This window comes from Blautia acetica, from assembly GCF_038739805.1.
In the GTDB taxonomy this organism is placed as follows: domain Bacteria; phylum Bacillota; class Clostridia; order Lachnospirales; family Lachnospiraceae; genus Blautia.
Genome location: NZ_JBBEWO010000019.1, coordinates 41,674 through 61,901 on the forward strand (window position 1 = coordinate 41,674; position 20,228 = coordinate 61,901).

The 20,228-nt window shown below is 44.3% G+C and carries 20 protein-coding genes; 4 read left to right on the plus strand and 16 right to left on the minus strand.

Annotated elements, in window-relative coordinates:
- Positions 1-4: 4 nt before the first annotated feature.
- The 6 genes from WBS51_RS12165 to WBS51_RS12190 form a co-directional block, all read right to left on the minus strand.
- Positions 5-376: a RidA family protein gene (locus tag WBS51_RS12165; RefSeq protein ID WP_173747614.1), complete on the minus strand. Its 372-nt coding sequence runs from the start codon at positions 374-376 to the stop codon at positions 5-7.
- A 73-nt stretch (positions 377-449) separates the two neighbouring features.
- Positions 450-2,828, minus strand: coding sequence for an ATP-dependent DNA helicase (locus WBS51_RS12170; RefSeq protein WP_294461360.1), 2,379 nt, complete (start codon positions 2,826-2,828; stop codon positions 450-452).
- Between the two features lie 118 nt (positions 2,829-2,946).
- A complete protein-coding gene (locus WBS51_RS12175; RefSeq protein ID WP_111920924.1) occupies positions 2,947-3,174 on the minus strand; it encodes an HPr family phosphocarrier protein in 228 nt (75 codons plus the stop codon).
- A gap of 317 nt (positions 3,175-3,491) precedes the next feature.
- Positions 3,492-4,328, minus strand: coding sequence for an Mrp/NBP35 family ATP-binding protein (locus WBS51_RS12180; RefSeq protein WP_173747616.1), 837 nt, complete (start codon positions 4,326-4,328; stop codon positions 3,492-3,494).
- 32 nt (positions 4,329-4,360) lie between these two features.
- Entirely contained in the window at positions 4,361-4,708 is a 348-nt protein-coding gene (locus WBS51_RS12185; RefSeq protein ID WP_173747618.1) for a metal-sensing transcriptional repressor, read from the minus strand.
- Between the two features lie 70 nt (positions 4,709-4,778).
- A complete protein-coding gene (locus tag WBS51_RS12190) occupies positions 4,779-5,018 on the minus strand; it encodes a hypothetical protein (RefSeq protein WP_173747620.1) in 240 nt (79 codons plus the stop codon).
- 166 nt (positions 5,019-5,184) lie between these two features.
- Here WBS51_RS12190 and WBS51_RS12195 point away from each other — a divergent pair, with 166 nt between their 5' ends.
- Positions 5,185-5,757: a xanthine phosphoribosyltransferase gene (locus WBS51_RS12195; protein ID WP_173747622.1), complete on the plus strand. Its 573-nt coding sequence runs from the start codon at positions 5,185-5,187 to the stop codon at positions 5,755-5,757.
- A gap of 165 nt (positions 5,758-5,922) precedes the next feature.
- Positions 5,923-6,450: an ECF transporter S component gene (locus WBS51_RS12200; RefSeq protein ID WP_173747624.1), complete on the plus strand. Its 528-nt coding sequence runs from the start codon at positions 5,923-5,925 to the stop codon at positions 6,448-6,450.
- 12 nt (positions 6,451-6,462) lie between these two features.
- Here WBS51_RS12200 and WBS51_RS12205 read toward each other — a convergent pair whose 3' ends face one another.
- From WBS51_RS12205 to WBS51_RS12230, 6 genes are read right to left on the minus strand one after another with little or no spacing between them, the layout of a single operon-like run.
- Positions 6,463-6,909, minus strand: coding sequence for a GNAT family N-acetyltransferase (locus WBS51_RS12205; RefSeq protein ID WP_173747626.1), 447 nt, complete (start codon positions 6,907-6,909; stop codon positions 6,463-6,465).
- 39 nt (positions 6,910-6,948) lie between these two features.
- Complete coding sequence (locus WBS51_RS12210; RefSeq protein ID WP_173747628.1) at positions 6,949-7,143, minus strand: ubiquinone biosynthesis protein UbiE; 195 nt, start codon at positions 7,141-7,143, stop codon at positions 6,949-6,951.
- Entirely contained in the window at positions 7,136-8,413 is a 1,278-nt protein-coding gene (locus WBS51_RS12215; RefSeq protein ID WP_291681324.1) for a DNA polymerase Y family protein, read from the minus strand. Before WBS51_RS12215 ends, WBS51_RS12210 begins: the two co-directional genes overlap by 8 nt.
- An 18-nt stretch (positions 8,414-8,431) precedes the next feature.
- Entirely contained in the window at positions 8,432-9,565 is a 1,134-nt protein-coding gene (locus tag WBS51_RS12220; RefSeq protein ID WP_173747632.1) for an aminotransferase class V-fold PLP-dependent enzyme, read from the minus strand.
- Complete coding sequence (gene selD / locus WBS51_RS12225) at positions 9,562-10,626, minus strand: selenide, water dikinase SelD (RefSeq protein ID WP_294461408.1); 1,065 nt, start codon at positions 10,624-10,626, stop codon at positions 9,562-9,564. Before selD ends, WBS51_RS12220 begins: the two co-directional genes overlap by 4 nt.
- 4 nt (positions 10,627-10,630) lie before the next feature.
- Positions 10,631-11,389, minus strand: a complete 759-nt coding sequence (locus tag WBS51_RS12230) for an exodeoxyribonuclease III (RefSeq protein ID WP_173747634.1) — start codon at positions 11,387-11,389, stop codon at positions 10,631-10,633.
- Between the two features lie 168 nt (positions 11,390-11,557).
- Here WBS51_RS12230 and WBS51_RS12235 point away from each other — a divergent pair, with 168 nt between their 5' ends.
- Complete coding sequence (locus WBS51_RS12235) at positions 11,558-12,976, plus strand: amidophosphoribosyltransferase (RefSeq protein ID WP_294461397.1); 1,419 nt, start codon at positions 11,558-11,560, stop codon at positions 12,974-12,976.
- A gap of 77 nt (positions 12,977-13,053) precedes the next feature.
- On the opposite strand, the gene recO is transcribed toward WBS51_RS12235, so the two are convergent.
- The 4 genes from recO to WBS51_RS12255 all read right to left on the minus strand — a co-directional run bounded on the left by recO (position 13,054) and on the right by WBS51_RS12255 (position 18,435).
- Positions 13,054-13,797 carry a DNA repair protein RecO gene (gene recO, locus WBS51_RS12240; protein ID WP_173747638.1) on the minus strand — a complete coding sequence of 248 codons (744 nt, stop codon included), beginning with the start codon at positions 13,795-13,797 and terminating at the stop codon, positions 13,054-13,056.
- Positions 13,797-14,702 carry a GTPase Era gene (gene era, locus WBS51_RS12245; RefSeq protein ID WP_294461402.1) on the minus strand — a complete coding sequence of 302 codons (906 nt, stop codon included), beginning with the start codon at positions 14,700-14,702 and terminating at the stop codon, positions 13,797-13,799. Before era ends, recO begins: the two co-directional genes overlap by 1 nt.
- Before the next feature lie 12 nt (positions 14,703-14,714).
- Entirely contained in the window at positions 14,715-17,633 is a 2,919-nt protein-coding gene (locus WBS51_RS12250) for an insulinase family protein (RefSeq protein ID WP_173747643.1), read from the minus strand.
- 160 nt (positions 17,634-17,793) lie between these two features.
- Positions 17,794-18,435 (minus strand): phosphoribosyltransferase, encoded by a 642-nt coding sequence (locus WBS51_RS12255; protein ID WP_173748001.1) that lies wholly within the window; start codon positions 18,433-18,435, stop codon positions 17,794-17,796.
- A 370-nt stretch (positions 18,436-18,805) separates the two neighbouring features.
- On the opposite strand from WBS51_RS12255, the gene WBS51_RS12260 reads away from it, so the two are divergent.
- Positions 18,806-20,098, plus strand: a complete 1,293-nt coding sequence (locus WBS51_RS12260) for a hemolysin family protein (protein WP_294461405.1) — start codon at positions 18,806-18,808, stop codon at positions 20,096-20,098.
- Positions 20,099-20,228 lie beyond the last annotated feature (130 nt).

Consider the following 20,228-nt stretch of genomic DNA (forward strand, 5'->3'; position numbering starts at 1 on the left):
CCCTTTAGATTTCAGCAATAACCTCCACTTCACAAAGCACGTTCTTTGGCAGTGTTTTCACCGCCACGCAGGAACGAGCCGGTTTTCCGGTAAAATATTTTCCGTAAACTTCATTAAAAGCGCCAAAATCTCCCATATCTGCCAGAAAACAGGTTGTCTTCACAGCTTTCTCATAGCTGCTTCCCGCTGCCTTCAACACTTCTCCCAGGTTTTTCATAACCTGCTCTGCCTGCTCCTCTACCGTAGTTCCCATAATTTCACCGGTCGCCGGGTTTAAGGGAATCTGTCCGGAGGTAAATACCATACCGTTTATGACTATTGCCTGTGAATAAGGTCCAATTGCTGCAGGTGCTTTTTCTGTACTGATTACTTTCATGTTCTGTCTCTCCTCGCTTCCTGAATTTTCTTTTTTCTCATTATAAGCCCCACCCTCTAAAAGAGCAAGTATTTCAGATATTTTCTCCCCAGAATCTTTTGATTTTTTCTCCCACATTCTGTGCATTGCAAACCTCATAATGCTGCCATTCCGGCGGGAACAAATCCCGGTAAGTTCGTTGCAGAAACCTCTCATCTAAGAGCAGCACTACCCCTTTATCTCCCTTCGTTCTAATGACTCTTCCGGCTGCCTGTAAAACCTTGTTCATGCCTGGATACCGATAGGCATAATCAAAGCCCCTCTGTTCCCTCTTGTCATAATATTCCTTCAGAATTTCCCGTTCACACCCTACCTGTGGAAGCCCTGTGCCAATGATGGCTGCACCGATAAGCTTTTCCCCTGTAAGATCTATACCCTCTGAAAAAATACCACCCATGACACAGAAACCAGCCAGCGCCGTACTCTGTTCTTCCTCAAAACAGGCCAAGAATTCTTCTCTCTCCTGTTCTGACATACCGCTTGTCTGACAGATGCACTCCACCGGAAGCCCATTCTGCTCTACCTGCTGTTTAAAGATTGCATGAATGTCCTCCAGCATACGGTAAGAGGGAAAGAATATCAAATAATTTCCTTTCTTCGCAGAAACCATCTGCAGAAGATACGCTGCCATCCGCTCATATTCGGACTGTTCCCTTCTGGTGTATTTACTGCTTACATCATTGGCAACCAGCACTTTTAAATGCTCCCTGGGAAATGGGGAACTGGCACAGATGGCATAGTCGTCGTCCCGCATACTGAACAAGGAACGATAATATAAAAGCGGCAGAAACGTCCCGGAAAAAAATACGGTTCCTCTGCCTCTGCTCATACATTCCTGCAGATTTTTCCTTGGATTGACGCAGAACAGGGTCAGCAAAAATCGACCCTCCTCACCGTAATGAGTATAAATCACATAATTTTCATCAGTCAGTTCATACATATTCAGAAAATGACGCACTTCAAAAGAAAATTCCAGCACAGCCTTCTGTACCTTTTCCTCATGCTCTTTCTCCAGGAAGTTTTCCATTTCCCCCAACAAATTCATAAGCTGCAGGGAAAGCCCTCCGATATTTTCCAATACCTCATAGTTTTCACATTCTCTTTTGTATTCTAACATCAGCTTATTACACCGGTTCAAAACCCGGAAAAGCCGGATGCTGTGACCCTTGACGGCCTTGGCGGTTTCCAGAAAATCCTCTTTGCAGAGTATGGCGCTGTACATCTTTCTTCCCCTGTCCACCAGATTATGCGCTTCATCTATGAGAAAAAGATAATCTCCCTTCACACCGTCACCGAAAAAGCGTTTTAAATGCACCTTGGGGTCAAAGACATAGTTGTAGTCACAGATAATAGCATCCGTCCAGGTGGAAATGTCCAGACACATCTCATAAGGGCACACCTGATACTTCTCTGCCTGCAAAAGAAGATCCTCCCGCAAATATGTATCCTTTTCCTGCAGAATCTCAAACACTGCGTCATTCACCCGGTCAAAATGCCCCTTGGCCACAGGACATTTTTCAGGATTACATTCCCCGTCTCCGCTGAAGCAAAGCTTATCCTTTGCAGTAATGGTCAGGGTTTTATAAGAAAGCCCTTTGCTTTTTAAAATGGCAAAGGCTTCCTCCGCCACGGTTCTGGTAATGGTCTTTGCTGTCAGATAAAAAATTTTGTCTCCATATCCTGCTCCTACAGCCCGGACGGCGGGAAAAACCGCCGCCATGGTCTTGCCGATTCCCGTAGGCGCCTGTATAAAAAGCTGCCGGCCGGCCGCCATCGTGTGATACACGCCCGATACCAGACTGCGCTGCCCCTCCCGGTAAGGATAAGGAAACTCCAGCCCTTCCATGGATTCTCTTCGGGCAATTCGCCTGCGGTACTGAAATTCTGCCCATTTATAATATTCATTTATCAAGTCTTCAAACCATTTCTTCAGATAGCTGTGGGGAAAGGTTTCCTGAAAGCGCTTGATTTCTTCTGACTCCAGGTGACAGTAGGTCATCTGCACCTCAATTTCTTCCAGATGATTCTGACTTGCATAAAAATATGCATAACACATAGCCTGTGCTTTGTGTACCAATACAGGCTCTTCCAGAAACTGCAAATCCATGTAAACGCCCTTAATTTCATCAATGGCTGTGCGTTCCTCTTCTTCTATAATACCGTCTGCCCGGCCTTCCACGGCAATCACAAATTCCTGATATTCCTGCTCCCATTTCAACGGCACCTCTGCCCGATAAGAAGTCTTCATCTGTTTTTGGATTTTCCGGTGTATTTTGCTGCCTTTGGTCATAGCATCCCTGTCTGCCTGAAAGGTTCTTCGGTTGTCCAGATTTCCGCTCCTCAGGATAAATTCTACCAGATTGCGGACTGAAATTTTAATCACTTCTTTTTCTTTGTTCATCATACACACCATTATAACACCCGCCTGTGTGTACGTCAAAAAAACCGCTTCTCCCAAAGGAAAAGCGGTCTTAGCCAATACATATTTGCGAATGTGTGTTGTACTGGGCTCCAATACTCATCATGAAATTTTATGCAACAGCAAATTTATCCAGGTAGCTGTTAAATTTCTCGTCGTGGCCATTGCATCTTACGGTAAGAATTCTTGTCAAATCCATGCTCAGGACACCTAAGATTGATTTTGCGTCAATAATTACTCTGTTATAAAATATGTCAATATCAAAATCACATTTGCTGGCTTCGTTGACAAATTCTTTTACATCTTCTTTTGCAGTCAGTTTAATTTTGCGCTCTACCATAAAACAATCATCCTTTCTATCTGTTAAGATTCAGAAAAATTATCTGGTCTGCAGCATTCCTCTTTCTGCATTATCGGTATTATTACACTGAATTTGCCATTTGTCAACAAATTCCGCCTTATCTGGTACTACCAGTTCTCTTCTGTTTTTTTGTTATTTTTTACATTTTCTTAACATAGATTGTCTCCCTTTTCATGAATTTTTTTCAAAACTCCTTTAAAAACGCAAAAAAGAACCGGTTACTTATGTGAATACCGATTCTTTTCCACTTGATTTTTTCTGCGTTTTTTCTGTTATTTATGGGAAGATACAGCACCTTAAGGCAGATATTTTTCCACATCTCCCAGATAAGTATTAACCACGCCTGCAAACTGACCGGCATCTACGGCCGCCGCCATCTCCGGGTCTAAAGGCATCTTGCCCATAACCGGAACCTGTACCTCGGCTGCTGCCGCGTCTACTTTGCTTTCTCCGAATACATAGATGGCTTTTCCGCAGTCCGGACATTTCACATAACTGTAGTTCTCTACCAGTCCCAATACAGGCACGTTCATCATTTTGGCCATATTATAAGCCTTTTTCACAATCATCTGTACCAAATCCTGAGGAGAAGATACAATGACAATGCCGTCAATGGGCAGAGACTGGAATACCGTCAGCGGCACATCGCCTGTTCCCGGCGGCATGTCTACGAACAGATAATCCAGTTCCCCCCACACCACATCTGTCCAGAACTGTTTTACCATATTGGCCAGAATCGGACCTCTCCAAATAACGGGAGCGTCCTCCTGTGGAAGCAGCAGGTTAATGGACATGACCTTAATGTCATTGCCTGTCTCCATTGGATAAATGCCGTTTTCATCTGCTACTGCTGCACCTTTTAATCCATACATTCTCGGAATGGAAGGGCCGGTAATATCGGCATCCATAATGCCCACTTTATATCCCCGGTATGCCATTTCATTTGCCAGAGATGCCGTGACAAAGGATTTTCCCACACCGCCTTTTCCGCTGACAACTCCGATGACCTTTTTAATGCTGGAATGCGCATTCAGAGTTTCCTTGGGAATTCCGCCTCCTTTGGCACTGCTGCAGCCTGCACAGCTTTCTTTGCTGCAGGTCTTGCTGTCACATTGTTTTTTTTCTTCACTCATGACTTTTCCTCCTGGTATCTTTGTTTTCTGTATTATTTCATAAAACGGTCAATGGCTTTATTTAATTCTTCCAAAGCTTCTGTATCTCCGTGTTCGATGGCGTCTACGATACAGTGTTCGATATGATCCTGAAGAATTACTTTTCCGGTATTATTAATCGCTGATTTCACGGCAGAAAGCTGTATCAGCACCTCGCTGCAGTCCCTGCCCTCTTCTACCATACGGCGAATAGATTCCAAATGGCCGATTGCGCGGGAAAGACGATTCAGCACTGCTTTGGTATGTGCATGGCTGTGGGTATGCCCGTGACTGTGAGTCACTACGGTTCCATCTTCCAGCACATGGGTGTGTTCCTGATGATGCTTCTGATATTGCTCCATATCCTGCTCCTCCTTTCTCGCACTCACTTCATTATAACAGACCTTGCCGAAAAAGCAATGTTTAAAAGCTTCAAAACCGGGAAAAGGTGTAACGCTGATGGATGGCCGCAGTCATCACATCAAAGACTACACTGCCGTCCTCTTTATCCGTCCGTTCAATGGTCAGCTGTTCTTCATTTTTAAACTTTTCCCTTACATAGCTTTCCAAATCCGCCTGGTCGGGAAGTGCTATTTCTTCTATAAATATATCTCTCATCTGATTTCCGGGACAAAGATTAAACATCTCCCGAATGACCTCGTATTCCTGCATCTGATTTTCCTCCTGAATAATTTGACTTTATTACTCCATTTTACACCATACCACAACCGAAAGTCTACCTCTTGTACACTTTTTAGAAAAAAAGCGAAAAACAAATTGCCAATCCGCGAAATATATCGTATTATGGTATTTATCGAAAACACAGGAGGAATCACAAATGCAGCTTTTAAAGGAACGCATTTTAAAAGATGGAATTGTAAAACCGGGAAACATTCTGAAAGTAGACAGTTTTCTCAATCATCAGATGGATATTCCCCTTATTAATGAGATAGGAAAAGAGTTCAAACGAATTTACGCCGACGCACCTATCACCAAGATTCTCACCATTGAGGCTTCCGGTATCGGCATTGCCTGCATTGCAGCCCAGTATTTCAACGTACCTGTTGTCTTTGCTAAAAAAACCCAGAGCCTGAATTTGGACGGAGAAATGTACTGTACAAAAATCGAATCCTTCACACATAAGAAGGTTTACGATGTCATTCTGTCCAAGAAATTTTTAAATGCCGATGACCATGTACTGATTATTGATGACTTTCTGGCCAACGGCTGTGCTTTAAACGGCCTGATTGAAATTGTACACAATTCCGGAGCCGTTCTGGAAGGCACCGGTATCGTCATCGAAAAAGGCTTCCAGCACGGCGGCGACCTGCTGAGAGAAAAAGGAATCCGGGTGGAATCTCTGGCTATCATTGATTCTATGACGGATGACTCCCTTACCTTTCGTGAATAAGTATTTAAAAATCTGCGGCATTGAACACCCGGTTATTTTCTCTGTGTTCAATGCCGCAAATCTTCTCCCATAACTGGTATGGTTAAATAATTCGAAACTGGATATTTAACAAGTACCAGTTTTGCAGTATAGTAGGAAAAACAAATTAGAAAGGACGCCAATTTTATGAAAACTCATACAAAAACTCTTGTTTTAACTGCTCTTTTCGCGGCCCTCTGCTGCGTAGCCACCATGTCTGTCCGGATTCCCACACCGGGAACAGGCGGATACATTCACCCGGGAGACGCCATTGTCATTCTCTCCGGTGTGGTTCTTGGCCCTCTCTATGGATTCCTGGCTGCCGGCATTGGTTCCTGCATGTCCGACCTTTTGGGCGGATACCTGACTTATGTACCCATTACTCTGCTCATAAAGGGACTGGTGGCCATGACCTCCGCTTTTGCCTATCAGAAACTTTCCCATGCCGGAAAACATTCCTATGCGGGCGTTGCAGCCGGAGGCATTCTGGACATGATTCTGGTGCCCGGCGGATATTTCTGCTTTGAATATTTCCTGTACGGTGCAGGCGCGGCCGCCAGCATTCCCGCAAACCTCATTCAGGGCGCCAGCGGACTTGTCCTGGCTCTGGTACTCTACCCCGTCTTCGCTGCAATCCCGGACGTCAGACGCATTCTGGCAGCCCGGCAAGCTTAAAAATCCCCATCATTACGGACGGTCTTTTATCATTTGATAATAGTGCAGTTCTTCATACCCCAGACGCTCATACAGAGCGATTGCTCTTTTGTTGGTATAAGTAGCCTCCAGGCGGAAACGCTTCGCCTGGGGGTATTCCTTTTCTACCCATGCAAATACCTTGGTTCCATAGCCTTTTCCCCTACAGCTGCTCTTAAAAAACAATTCTTCCAGCCAAATAGCCATACCTCCGGCTTCGTTACTCCAGGTAATGGCAATAAGGAAGTATCCCACAACTCCTGTTTCGTCCTCCAGCATCAGAACTCTGGAATATTCCCGGCTTCTCATACACTCCTGCAGCGTACGCTCAAAATGTTCCTCCGGTACGTCATGGTCACAGGCCGGTCCGCCGTAAAACTCTTTTGCCATGGCAAAAAATTCCTGTCTGTCTTCTTTCCTGATATCTCTGATATGCAACATATTTTTTCCTCTGCTTTCTCTTTATTAATTTGTGATTCATTATAATTTGCTCAAAAATGAAAACACTTTTTTCATCATTTCACAGTCTTCACTGTAAGGACAATTTCCGTAATCACAGTCAATTCTATCCAGTACAAATCCCTCTTCTCCCTGCTCAAATTCTCCTATCGCAGTTCTTGCCATATCGTAATTTTTGCAGTATCCATTGAAAAATTCTTCTCTGATTTCACTCATGTTTTCCCTGCTTCTCCCTTAATGTTTTTAAGTCTACCTGCCGTCCGTCCGGGTGGCCTCCTGCCATATTTTCAACCCTGGAATTATCCAGAAATGAGGCTCGCATAATAGAATTACTGCCGAATTTTTTCCGTATTTTGTCCACTGCCTGATCCATTTTTTCCATTTTTTCATAGTCCGTGGTGTCGAATAGGCTGAGCTGGCGTCCCCTTTCCTCTCTGGATACTTTGCTGGTGTATACTCCCAAAAGCCGTATGGGGGTTCCGTCCCAAAGTTCATCAAACAACTGGCAAACCGCCTCATAAATCTCTCCTGTCAAATTGGTGGGAGCCTGCATCACCTTCTGATGTGATACAGTTTTCATCTCGAAATCCCGAATAGAAACAGACACAACTTCTGCTCTGGCCTCATCTTTTCTGAGGCGTGAAGCCACTGTTTCACAAAGAGAAAGCAGCACCATTTTGGCCGTACTTTCTTCTGTAACGTCAAAGGCAATGGTGGTGCTGTTGCTGTAGCCTTTATTCCCATGAGCATCGCTTTCCACCAGAGAAGCATCTCTGCCATTGGCAAAATTCCAGATGCTTTCCCCTTGTTTTTTCAAATGATTTTTCAGAATTTCCACATCCGTCCGGGCCAGTTCCCCAATGGTATAGATACCCAGTTTTTTCAGTACCTGCTCTGTAGAACGTCCTACAAACAGCAATTCTGATACTGGAAGCGGCCACATTTTTTTCTGAATTTCCTCTTGAAAAAGTGTATGTACACGGTCCGGTTTTTCAAAATCCGAAGCCATTTTCGCCAGATATTTTTTATCGGAAATGCCTATGTTGACCGTAAATCCCAATTCTTTGCTGATACGGTTCTTCAACCTGTGGGCAAAGGCTACCGGCTCGCCAATCAGGTGTTCCATTCCGCTCATATCCATAAAAGCCTCATCAATGCTGTACTGTTCCACATCGGGGCTGTACTCCCTTAAAATCTCCATAAATTTGGCAGAATACTGGCGGTACATGGCATGATGGGCTGGAACTACCGTAAGTCCCGGACACTTCTTTAAGGCATCTGTCAGAGGCTCTCCGGTTCTCACACCACAGGCCTTGGCAGACAGTGATTTTGCCAGAATAATGCCCCGCCTTTTGCTCTTATCCCCGCCTACCGCACTGGCAATCTCCCGTAAATCCACGGTGCCGCCCTGCTCTCTTAAACGGTACACAGCCTCCCAGGATAAAAATGCACTGTTCACATCAATATGAAAAATGACCGTTTTCATAAAATCCAACCTGCCTTCCTAAAATGCCAGTTTCTTTACCGCCCATGCAGCCTGCAGCGCCTCTTCCTCAGTATTAAACCAGGAGAAAGAAAAGCGAATCGTTCCCTGCTTTTCTGTACCCAAAGCCCGATGAATAAGCGGCGCACAGTGCACCCCGGCCCGGACTGCAATGTCATATTCCCGCCAAAGCACATCTCCCATTTCCTTGGAATCATAATCTCTGATATTCAGAGAAACCACTGCCGTCCTGTCTTCGGCTTCAAAATCTCCATATACAGTAACACCGGGAATTTTTTCCACCTGTTCATAAAAAATACGCATCAGGCAGCTTTCATGCTTCTGTATATTCTCTACTTTTGTTTCTTTTAAAAAGTCAAAGGCTGCGGATAATCCGGCAATGCTATGTCCGTTTGCTGTACCCGCTTCCAACGCCTCCGGTATTATAGAAGGGTGCTCTTTCTCAAAGGAATGGATACCACTCCCTCCTACTTTAAAGGGCGGCAATGTAATGTCCTGCCCTACGCACAACCCTCCCGTTCCCTGGGGGCCCAAAAGCCCTTTGTGTCCGGTAAAACACAAAAGCTCAATGCCTGTTTTCCCCATATCTATAGGAATACATCCTCCGCTCTGGGCCACATCTACACCCAGATGTACACCTTTTCCCCTGCATATTTTTCCAATTTCTACAAGAGGAAGTAGATTTCCCGTGACATTGGAGGCATGGGTGCAGAACAACCAGGAGGTCTCCGGGCATATGGCCTTCTCAATATCTTCTGCCAAGATTCTGCCCTTATTATCTGCTTTTACAATCGTTAGCTTCACACCTTTTCGTGCCTTCCTGTACAGAGGACGAAGCACGGAATTATGCTCTGCTTCTGTAGTTATCACATGCATCCCCGGCTTTATTGCTCCCTCTATGGCAATATTCAATGCCTCTGTGGCGTTGCTGGTAAATACGGTCCTTTCAGCCCTCCCTGCTCCGAAAAAAGCGGCTGCTTTTTCCCTGGCTGCATAGATTTCCCTGGCCGCTGCCAGCGCCGGTCCATGCATACCTCTGGCACTGTTTCCTAGTCTGTCCATAGCATCAAAAACAGCTTGTTTTACACATTGGGGCTTTTTAATCGTCGTAGCCGCATTGTCCAGATAAATCATTTTTCTACTCCTGCTTTTCTGATTTTCATATAAGCCTCCTGCTTTGTCAGGACTCTTCCAATCACAGCAAAAGGCGTTTCCATTTCCTTATTTTTCAACGCTTCTAATATAGCGTCTGCGTACTTTTCCTCCACACTCACCAGAAGGCCGCCGGAAGTCTGAGGGTCAAAAATCAGGTCCTCCATGGCTTCCTCAATACCGCTTTCCAGCAATATTTCCGGCTTTTGGTAACGCTTATTCCGGTAGGTTCCCTCCGGCACCAATCCCATAGACGCATAGTCCAGTGCCTCCGGAAGAATGGGCAGCCTGTCTGCCAGGATTTCCAGAGTCACTTCACTGGCTCTGGCAATTTCCAGGCCGTGTCCTGCCAGAGAAAATCCTGTCACATCTGTACAGCAGTGAATGGGAAATTCCTGAAACACATCTCTGGCCTTTTTGTTCAGGGTTGTCATACTCTCGATGACTTTTTTTCGGGCATATTCCGAGGCCAGCTCTGCCTTTACCGCTGTATTTACCAGCCCTGACCCCAGAGGTTTTGTAAGAATCAGCACGTCCCCGGCACGTGCACCCTGGTTTTTCCAGATTTTTTCCGGATGCACAAACCCGGTGACCGCCATACCGTACTTAGGTTCTTCGTCATTAATGGAGTGGCCGCCTGCCAGAACAGCCCCTGCTTCTTTTACCTGATCGGCCCCGCCTGCCAGGATTTCTCCCAGCACATCGGCGCCCAGGCAGTGGGGATAAGCTACAATATTTAAAGCCAGCTTCGGCTCTCCCCCCATGGCATAAATATCACTTAACGCATTAGCTGCGGCAATCTTTCCAAAGGTATACGGCTCGTCCACCATAGGCGGAAAAAAGTCCAGGGTCTGAATCATAGCCAACTCTTCGGAAATCTGATACACAGCTGCATCATCTGAGGTTTCCACCCCTACCAGAAGATTTTCGTTTTGAAATTTAGGCAGTTTCCCTACAACTTCTGCAAGAATCTGAGGGGAAAGTTTGGCAGCGCAGCCTGCGCTTTTTGCAAATTGTGTTAATTTTATTCTCTCTTTTTCCATCTTCTCATTCCACATTTATCTGTACTTCTACCGGACAATGGTCTGAGCCCAAAACTTCTGTGTGAATGGCTGCGCTAACCAGCTTATCTTCCAGTCTTTTAGACGTGCAGAAATAGTCAATGCGCCATCCTGCGTTCTTTTCTCTGGCCTTAAAACGATAGGACCACCAGGAATAAATTCCCGTTTCCTCCGGATAAAAATAGCGGAAGGTATCTGTAAATCCGCTTTCCAGAAATTCTGTAAATTTGCCTCTTTCTTCCTCTGTAAAACCTGCATTTCTTCGATTGGTTTTTGGATTTTTCAGGTCTATTTCCCGATGTGCCACATTCAAATCTCCACACATAATTACAGGCTTTTTCTCATCTAATTTCTTTAAATAAGCACGAAAATCATCTTCCCATTTCATTCGGTACTCCAGTCTTGCCAACTCACTTTGGGAATTAGGTGTATAAACCGTAACCATATAAAAATTTTCATATTCCAGGGTAATGACACGTCCTTCCTGGTCGTGTTCTTCTATACCTATGCCGTATGTCACGGTAAGCGGTTTCTTTTTTGTAAAAATGGCGGTTCCGGAATAGCCCTTTTTCACCGCATAATTCCAGTAACAATAATATCCCTCCGGTGAAAAGTCTATCTGTCCCTCCTGCAGCTTTGTTTCCTGAAGGCAGAAAAAGTCCGCATCTGTTTCCTGAAAATATTCGGTAAAGCCTTTCTGCACACATGCACGCAACCCATTTACATTCCATGAAATAAATTTCATTATCGGTCTCCTTTTCTTGTCTTTTTGCACATCTTTCTTTTTATTATACACTATTTTTTCTCCCTTGCGAAGTCAAAAACTTTTGGTAAATCACTTTACGAATCCCGAAAGCAGAGTATATAATAAGAAGTACATTAAAATTTGTTATGCAAGAAAAGGAGAACTACAATGGGTGGAATATTTGGAGTAGCTTCTAAGTCAAGCTGTACTTTGGATTTATTTTTCGGAACAGATTATCATTCTCATCTGGGAACCAAACGCGGCGGTATGGCCGTATATGGACCAAACGGCTTCAGCCGCTCGATTCACAACATCGAAAACACTCCCTTCCGTACCAAATTTGACGGAGATTTGGACGAACTGGAAGGAACTGCCGGTATCGGCTGTATTTCCGACAATGAACCACAGCCACTTCTGGTGCAGTCTCATCTGGGCAGTTTTGCCGTTACAACGGTAGGTAAAATTAACAACATGAACGAACTGGTAGATATTTCCTACAAAAATGGCTGTACCCACTTTCTGGAAATGAGCGGCGGCAGCATTAACCCTACGGAAATGGTGGCCTCTTTGATTAATCAGCAGGCAACTATTGTGGACGGTATCCGCTATGCCCAGGAACTGATTCAGGGATCCATGACACTTCTGGTTTTAACTCCGGAAGGCATCTATGCAGCCAGAGACCGTATGGGACGTACTCCAATGATTATCGGGAAAAAGGACGGCGCACACTGTGCTTCTTTTGAAAGCTTTGCCTACTTAAATCTGGGCTATGAAACGTTGCGTGAACTGGGTCCCGGAGAAATTGTTTTCCTGACACCGGAGAGCGTGGAAACTCTTTCCCAGCCATTAAATGAAATGAAAATCTGTTCCTTCTTATGGGTATATTACGGATATCCTACCTCTACCTATGAAGGCATCAACGTGGAAAATATGCGTTACGAATGCGGTAAAAAGCTGGCTCAAAGAGATGCGCAGAGAGATGATGTCAACCCGGACCTGGTTGCAGGCGTTCCGGATTCCGGTATCGCCCATGCCATCGGCTACGCCAATGAATCCGGCATTCCGTTCTCCCGCCCATTTATAAAATATACACCGACCTGGCCCCGTTCCTTTATGCCATCCCGACAGGAACAGCGAAACCTCATTGCCAGGATGAAACTAATTCCTGTGGAAGCTTTAATTAAAAACCGCAGCCTGCTGCTCATTGATGACTCCATTGTCCGCGGCACACAGCTTCGGGAAACCACAGAATTTCTGTACAACAGCGGTGCAAAGGAAGTTCATATCCGCCCGGCCTGCCCGCCACTCCTTTTTGGCTGTCCGTTCCTGAACTTCTCCCGTTCCAAATCCGAAATGGATTTGATTACCAGAAGAATCATTGCAGCAAGAGAAGGGGAAACGGTCAGCCGTGAAGTGCTGGATACCTACGCCGATCCGGATTCCCAGAACTATAAAGAAATGCTGGAGGAAATCGGAAGACAGTTAAACTTTACTACCCTGCATTTCCATCGGTTGGATGACTTGCTGTCCTCTATTAATATTGAACCTTGCAAAGTATGTACTTACTGCTTTAACGGAAAAAAATAGCATAAATAATTGCCGTACGAAATACATAGTTAAACAATTGTTTCGTACGGCAATTTTATTTCCATATGCATCTAAGACTACACCAGCAATTTTAGTATCTCCAGACTCCTAAATTCCTTCTCCACATACCGTTTCCGGTACGCCCGCATAACTCTTCCCACCTCTTCCAGCACTTCCCTATTCACGGTAAAGGAGTACAGTTTTTCCAGTTTGGCTGCAATAATAAACTGCAGAGTATAGAGCGCCGAGGGGCTGATATGTATCAATCCTTTTTCCGCCTGGCCGCAGTTTTCACAGAAAACACCCGACTGTTCTACAGAAAACCAACAGATATTTTCCGTACTTCCGCAGTCTCTGCAGGCAAAAACCGAGGGATATTCCCCGTTTATTGTCATGGCTTTCAGCTCAAATACATAGCGTATGAGGGCGTTCTCCATCTGCTGCTTTACCAGCGCTTTCAGCGTCACATACAGCAGGTTCAGCATCTGCTTTTCGTCCGTATTTTCACTGGAATAATACTCTGCCAGTTCCAGAAAATAAAAGCCATAATACACTCCCGGCTGTATAGAAGCCAGTTCTGAAAAGTATTCCATTACGGAAGCGGAACGCATCTGATACGAAGTTCTGCCCTCATACAAAAAGAACGAGCCAAAAACAAAGGGATTGGCCACCGCCAGAAGGGGGCTGTTCTGTCTTCTGGCCCCCTTGGCAAATACGGTGATTTTCCCTCTCTCCTTCGTAAGCATCACCAGTCTTTTGTCATATTCTCCAATGGGCATGGAAGACAGTACCATGCCGGTCACAGTAATGAAATCGCTCATCAGATTTCCTTCTTGTCGTATCCGAAATTCTTAATCAGGTAATCACTGTCTCTCCAGTCCTTCTTTACCTTGACCCAGAGTTTCAGATTTACTTTCATATCCAGCATTTTTTCAATCTCAAACCGGGCTGCACTTCCGATTTTTTTCAGCATGGCGCCTTGTTTTCCTATGATAATTCCCTTATGAGAATCCCGTTCACAGATAATGGTGGCATCAATATCTACCAGATTTCCCTGAGAGCGTTCTTTCATCCGGTCAATGGTCACTGCAATTCCGTGAGGAATTTCCTCATCCAGTGTACGCAGCGCTTTTTCCCGAATCATCTCTGCCACAATCTGTCTTTGCGGCTGGTCTGTCACAGTGTCCTCATCATAAAACTGCGGTCCATAAGGCAGGTATTTAAAAATACATTCCAGAAGTGTGTCCAGGTTCTGGGAACGAAGAGCCGATACCGGTACAATCTCCGCAAAACTGCAGATATTGCGGTATGATTCAATAAAACCCGCAACTTCACTTTTCTTTACGGTGTCCACTTTATTGATTACCAGAATCACCGGAAGCTTACACAGCTTCAATTGCTCTGCAATATGCCGCTCTCCTGCACCGATAAAATTGGTTGGCTCTACCAGCCACAGAATCACATCCGCGTCTTTAAAAGTTCTCTGGGCAACATTTACCATATATTCTCCCAGTTTGTTTTTAGCCTTGTGAATTCCCGGTGTATCCAGAAATACCACCTGGCCCCGTTCATCTGTATAAACCGTTTGAATTTTATTCCTGGTGGTCTGGGGTTTTCTGGATGTAATGGCAATCTTCTGTCCGATTAAATGATTCATCAACGTGGATTTTCCCACATTGGGCCTGCCTATAATGGCTGCAAAGCCCGATTTAAAATCTGCGTTCATACATTCTCCTTTTTACAGTAAGTGTCTGACCTCGCCAAACACCTTTTTCTCCTGTTCTATTTTCTCTTCACTGCCAATGACACAGATACGGTTCTGTTCCATCATGGCGTCTACAATGCCTGCCAGACGGCGTATATCTTCCGGCTGTGCATTTAAAATTTCGCTGCGCTCTTTCTGTAAGTCCTCTTCCGTCAGATTGGAAAACCAGGCATTTAAAGACATATTCCCCTTGGCTGACGGAGTCAGAGGTGTGTCGATTTCGCTGATTGTTCCGATAATGTATTTTGTCATTTCTCTTTCATCTGCATCAAAAGAGCGGATAAAATCTCCTGTCTTTTTAAACACTGCCAGTGTTTTCGTAAGGTTCGGGTCGCGGTAAGATACCAAAAATCCGTCTCCGTTTCGTCTGAAAGAACTCATACAGCCATACGCACCGCCCTTCACGCGGATATTCATCCAGAGATATTCATAACTTAACATGACTTTCAGTATCCGAAGGGCGCCTGTATAGGCAAAACCTGCCTCTGCAAAATTGCCGGCCGCTGCTACATACTGCACCTGTCCGGAGGTTTTGAAGCCCTCGTTTTTGACTTCAAACTGTGTTTTTGTTGCTCCTGTTTTTACAGCAGAAGTATAAAGAACGCCCTTTAACTGCTCTACTTCTTTTTCCAGATATGCATATCCCTCCTCATCTGCCGTATAGCTTACCAACAGATTTTCCGGTCTGAAAACATAGTGCATCAATCCTTTGAGATTTGCAATAATCTCCTGCTTTTTCTCCTGAAAATTCTTTTCCATCTCATCTACAAATTTGTAAAAATCAATGCCTGCTACTCTTTCCTGGAAATTAGAATTTTCAGAAAAATAGGAAAGTGCCCGCATAACTGCTGTGCTGTGTCCGGCAGAAGCCAGGTTCATCTGCAGTCTGGATTTCATTTTTGCAAGGATTTCATAAAGCCGTTTTTCATCATCCAGATGAGAGGTACAAAGAATTTCTCTTATCATTTCAAAAACAAAGGGTAAATCTTTATACAAAGTTTTCGCCCGAATCCCCATCACTTGTGTGGTCTTTTGGTTGTCCTTTGCATCTCCGAATACCTGAATTCCAAAGGCAATTCCACCGCTTCTGGCATTGATTTCATTAAACAGTTCTCCGTATTTGTAATGTTCCGTATCTACATAACCTAGCACGGATTTCAGAATTCCGAGATAGGGAATCAAATCCTGAGGTACCTGTTTTGTATCAAAGAGCAAATCCAGATACCCGATGCCGTTAGTATAAAGGTTGTGGTGAAGAATCCGGGTATCTCCCACCTTTTTTTCTGTATTGTATAGCTTTGCCGCTTCTGTGCCGATATCGCTTCTTTTCAGCAGTGGAATGGTACGAAGGGCTTCCTCTGTCTCCGGCTCATCCTGGTATTTCTTTAAGTGTCTGGTATCTGCAGCAATTTTGCTGATTTCCTCTTTGCTTAAAGATGCTTTGTAAGCCGCCAGCTTTTCTTCCAGCTTTTTGTCTGTTTCCGCAGCCAGTCCTCTTTTGGGATTTACCACTACAATAGAAGCATGGGTATTCTCCAACAGATATTTTTCAATCAGTTCTTCAAAGTATCCGGTATCTGCTTTTGCTTTCAATTTTTCGAAAATATCCAGACGCATTACCTGGTCAAAAGGCCGGTTATCATCATATAACCAGCTGTCAAACACGTCAATGCCGTACATCAGTCCTTTGGGGAAGGAGGAGAAGTCCGCCTCACGGAAACGGAATTCCATATAATTAATGCCCGCTGCAATGGCCTTTTTGTCTACTCCGTTTTTCACAATCTCTTTCAGTGTATCCTGAATCAGAGACACAAAGCGTTCCTTATCCTCAGGTCTGGCATTTTTCGCTACAATGGAAAAGAAGGGCTGATAGATACCGTCTTCATAAGAGCCCATAATATCCTTTCCGATTCCCTTATCTAAAAGCACCTGCTTTAAAGGCGCCCCGGGTGCGCTTAGAAGGGTATAATCCAGCACTTCAAAGGCTGTACAGGTTTCCACATCCAGGCTGTCTCCCACAACCACATTGTAGGAAAGGTAGGAATTATTTTCCTCCGGCTCATTTTCTGTAATAGAATATTCCATTTCCAGTTCCCGCACCGCCTCAAAGGGATTTTGCCGGGGAATTTCCGAGTGTACGGGAATTTCATCATATTTGCCCAGATATTCCTTGTCCATCCAGTTCAGCCGCTCTTCCATGTCCATGTTTCCATAAAGATAAATATAGCTGTTGGCCGGGTGATAATAGCGGCTATGGAAAGAAAGAAAGTCGGAATACTTCAGCTCAGGAATATATTTCGGGTCGCCGCCGGACTCTACACCATAAGGAGTATCCGGAAACAGAGAATTGAAAATTTCTCTTTCCAACACGTCCTCCGGTGAGGAAAAAGCGCCCTTCATTTCATTATAAACCACGCCATTTAACGTAATCGGCCCGTCTTCCTCTTCCAGTTCATAGTGCCAGCCTTCCTGACGGAAAATTTCTTCTTTTTCATAAATATTTGGAAAAAATACCGCGTCCAGATACACATGCATCAGGTTTTTAAAATCCTGTTCATTGCAGCTGGCAATGGGATACATGGTCTTATCCGGATACGTCATGGCGTTCAAAAATGTATTCAAGGAACCCTTCACCAGTTCTACAAAGGGGTCTTTTAACGGGTATTTTTCGGAACCGCACAATACACTGTGTTCCAAAATATGCGCCACACCAGTACTGTCGGAAGGCGGGGTGCGGAAAGCGATATTAAATACTTTATTGTCATCATCGTTTTCCAGAAGCATCACTCTTGCACCGCTTTTTTTATGTTTCAGCAGATAACCTTTTGAATGAATATCCGGGATATCCTGCGTCAATACCAGCTCATAAGCCGGAACCTGCTCGATTCTCATAGTCTTTCCTCCGTATTCTTTTCTGTCTTCATACATAGCATATAGTATAACACAATTTATGTTTTCTTGATAGGGGTTTTCCTATCAGAAAAGGCAGCCAAAGCCACCCGCATTTCAAAAATGCCGATGTCCAGGCCGCCTTTTTGCATTTTGTTTTCATTTACAATTTTGAATAACCGTATCCATTTACAATGGCATCTATCCTTTCTTTTCGCTGACACATGGGGCATTTTTCCGCCGGATAAGATTCATAATCGGGAATGTCCTGCTTATCATATACTGCATTTATTTCAATTCCCGCCACTTTGTTCACCGCACTGAAAATTGCGGAGACTCCCTGTATTTTGCCCCCATAATACAGCACGGTTTCCATACACTGCCGCAGTGTTGTCCCCGTAGTAATGGAACCCATCAAAATCACCGTATTCCTGTTTTTTACCATGTTTTGCGTATTATCCCTGAAAAGCATTTGCCCATTGGCATGAAATTCCGGTGTTACAATGTAAATGGTCTTGTGCGCATTCATGGATAAAACACCGGCTTTGGCCAGTTCCTCTGCCAGAAAGGCACCTACAACTTCCAATCCGTCCAGACAAATAATACTGTCTACCGGTGTTGTCGCCTCATATTTGGCAGACAGCAGCCTTGCAATTTGGGCCGCCTCCGCACATCTGGTTTTCATCGTGGTCATATCCAGATAATGAGTGATATGGGACTGGGACGTTATAAAATGTCCCGATATAATTTTCAGCTGAATCTTTTCGTCCCCTTTTGCATACGCCTTAAACATTCTTGCCTCCATATCCATAAAAATCCCTCCCATCTTTTGACAGAATATCTCTTTTTTCTGCTATTCGCCCTCAAATTTTCTGATAATTTAATTATATCACGGTTTTTATGCAAAAGAAACAAAAATCTTTTCTTTTATATTTTTTCTTGACTATCTGGAAGTAATGTGCTATTTTATTGCTTAATCAAAAAATGAAAGGAAGTGAAGATTTTCATGGACGACGATCCTGATACGAATTGTATTAAAACACTGATTTCCTCTCCATGTGAGATTATGAATAGATAACGGAACAGCTGCACAGATAGCATTACTGTCTGTGGGGCTGTTCCGTTTTGCATTTTATTTCACAAACTTTACAATTTTATCTTACAGGAGGAACATTATGATTAGTTCATTTTTTTTATTAGCAATACTTATTTTACTAAATGCTGTTTTCGCAAGTGCGGAAATTGCAGTCATTTCCATGAATGAAACAAAGTTGAAAATGCTCACAGAACAGGGAAACAAGAAGGCTGTAAAACTGACGAAGCTAACCCGGCAGCCGGCACGTTTTCTGGCAACCATTCAGGTAGCCATTACCCTGGCAGGCTTTTTAAGCAGTGCCTTTGCAGCGGACTATTTTGCCCAGCCTCTGGTGGACACGCTTCTGCAGGCAGGCGTGCCCATCTCGGAACAGGTGTTAAGTTCGCTGTCTGTTATTGTCATTACCATTGTTCTATCTTATTTCAGCCTGGTTTTCGGAGAACTGGTACCGAAACGAATTGCTATGAAAAAGGCAGAAACTCTGGCCTTATCCCTGGCGGGGATTCTGTATACGGTTTCTAAAATCACCGCCCCTCTGGTATCTCTTTTAACGGTATCTACCAATGTAGTTTTAAAACTGCTCGGCATAAATCCGGAAGAAACGGAAGAACAGGTAACCGAAGAGGAAATCCGTATGATGCTTTCAGAAGGCAGTCAGCAAGGTACCATTGCCAAAGACGAAACAGAAATGATTCAGAATGTTTTTGACTTTAATGACACCAGTGCAGAACAGATTTGCACACATCGAATTGACGTACTTTCTCTAAATTACGAAGACAGTTTAAATACATGGGAAACTATTATTTTTGACAGCCGTCATACTTATTACCCTGTCTATCGGGAAAATACGGACAACATCATAGGTATTCTGGATACCAAGGACTACTTTAGAACAAACACCAAAACAAGAGAATATATTCTGAAACATGCCTTGGATACTCCCTGGTTTGTACCCGAGAACATTAAGGCAAACGTACTGTTCCAGGAAATGAAGAAATCCAGAAAATATTTTGCCGTGCTGATAGACGAATATGGCGGCATGTCTGGAATCATCACCCTTCACGACCTGATTGAGGCTCTGGTTGGTGACTTGTATGAACTGGAAGATGATTTGCAGCGTCCGGAAATTATACAGATATCAGAAAACACCTGGAACATTCTGGGCAGCGCCAGTCTTGACGATGTAGCAGAAGCCGTAGGTATCAAGCTGCCTGTTGAACGCTACGATACTTATAACGGGTATGTCTGTGATATTATAGGACGAATCCCAAACCGCGGAGAAAGCTTCACCTGTGAGGCTGATGGACTGAAAATACAAGTACATACGGTGGAGAATCATTGCATTGGGGAGACTACGGTCACGCTGGCGTAAATATCTCCTCTTAATCATGACCACCCGTCCAACGGGTGGTTTGCTCTAGGGCTATAAGCCCTTGTTACTAGGCCAGCGTCTCAAGGCGCTGGCTTTCTCTTTCGGCTATGGGAATTCTGTTTACACATCC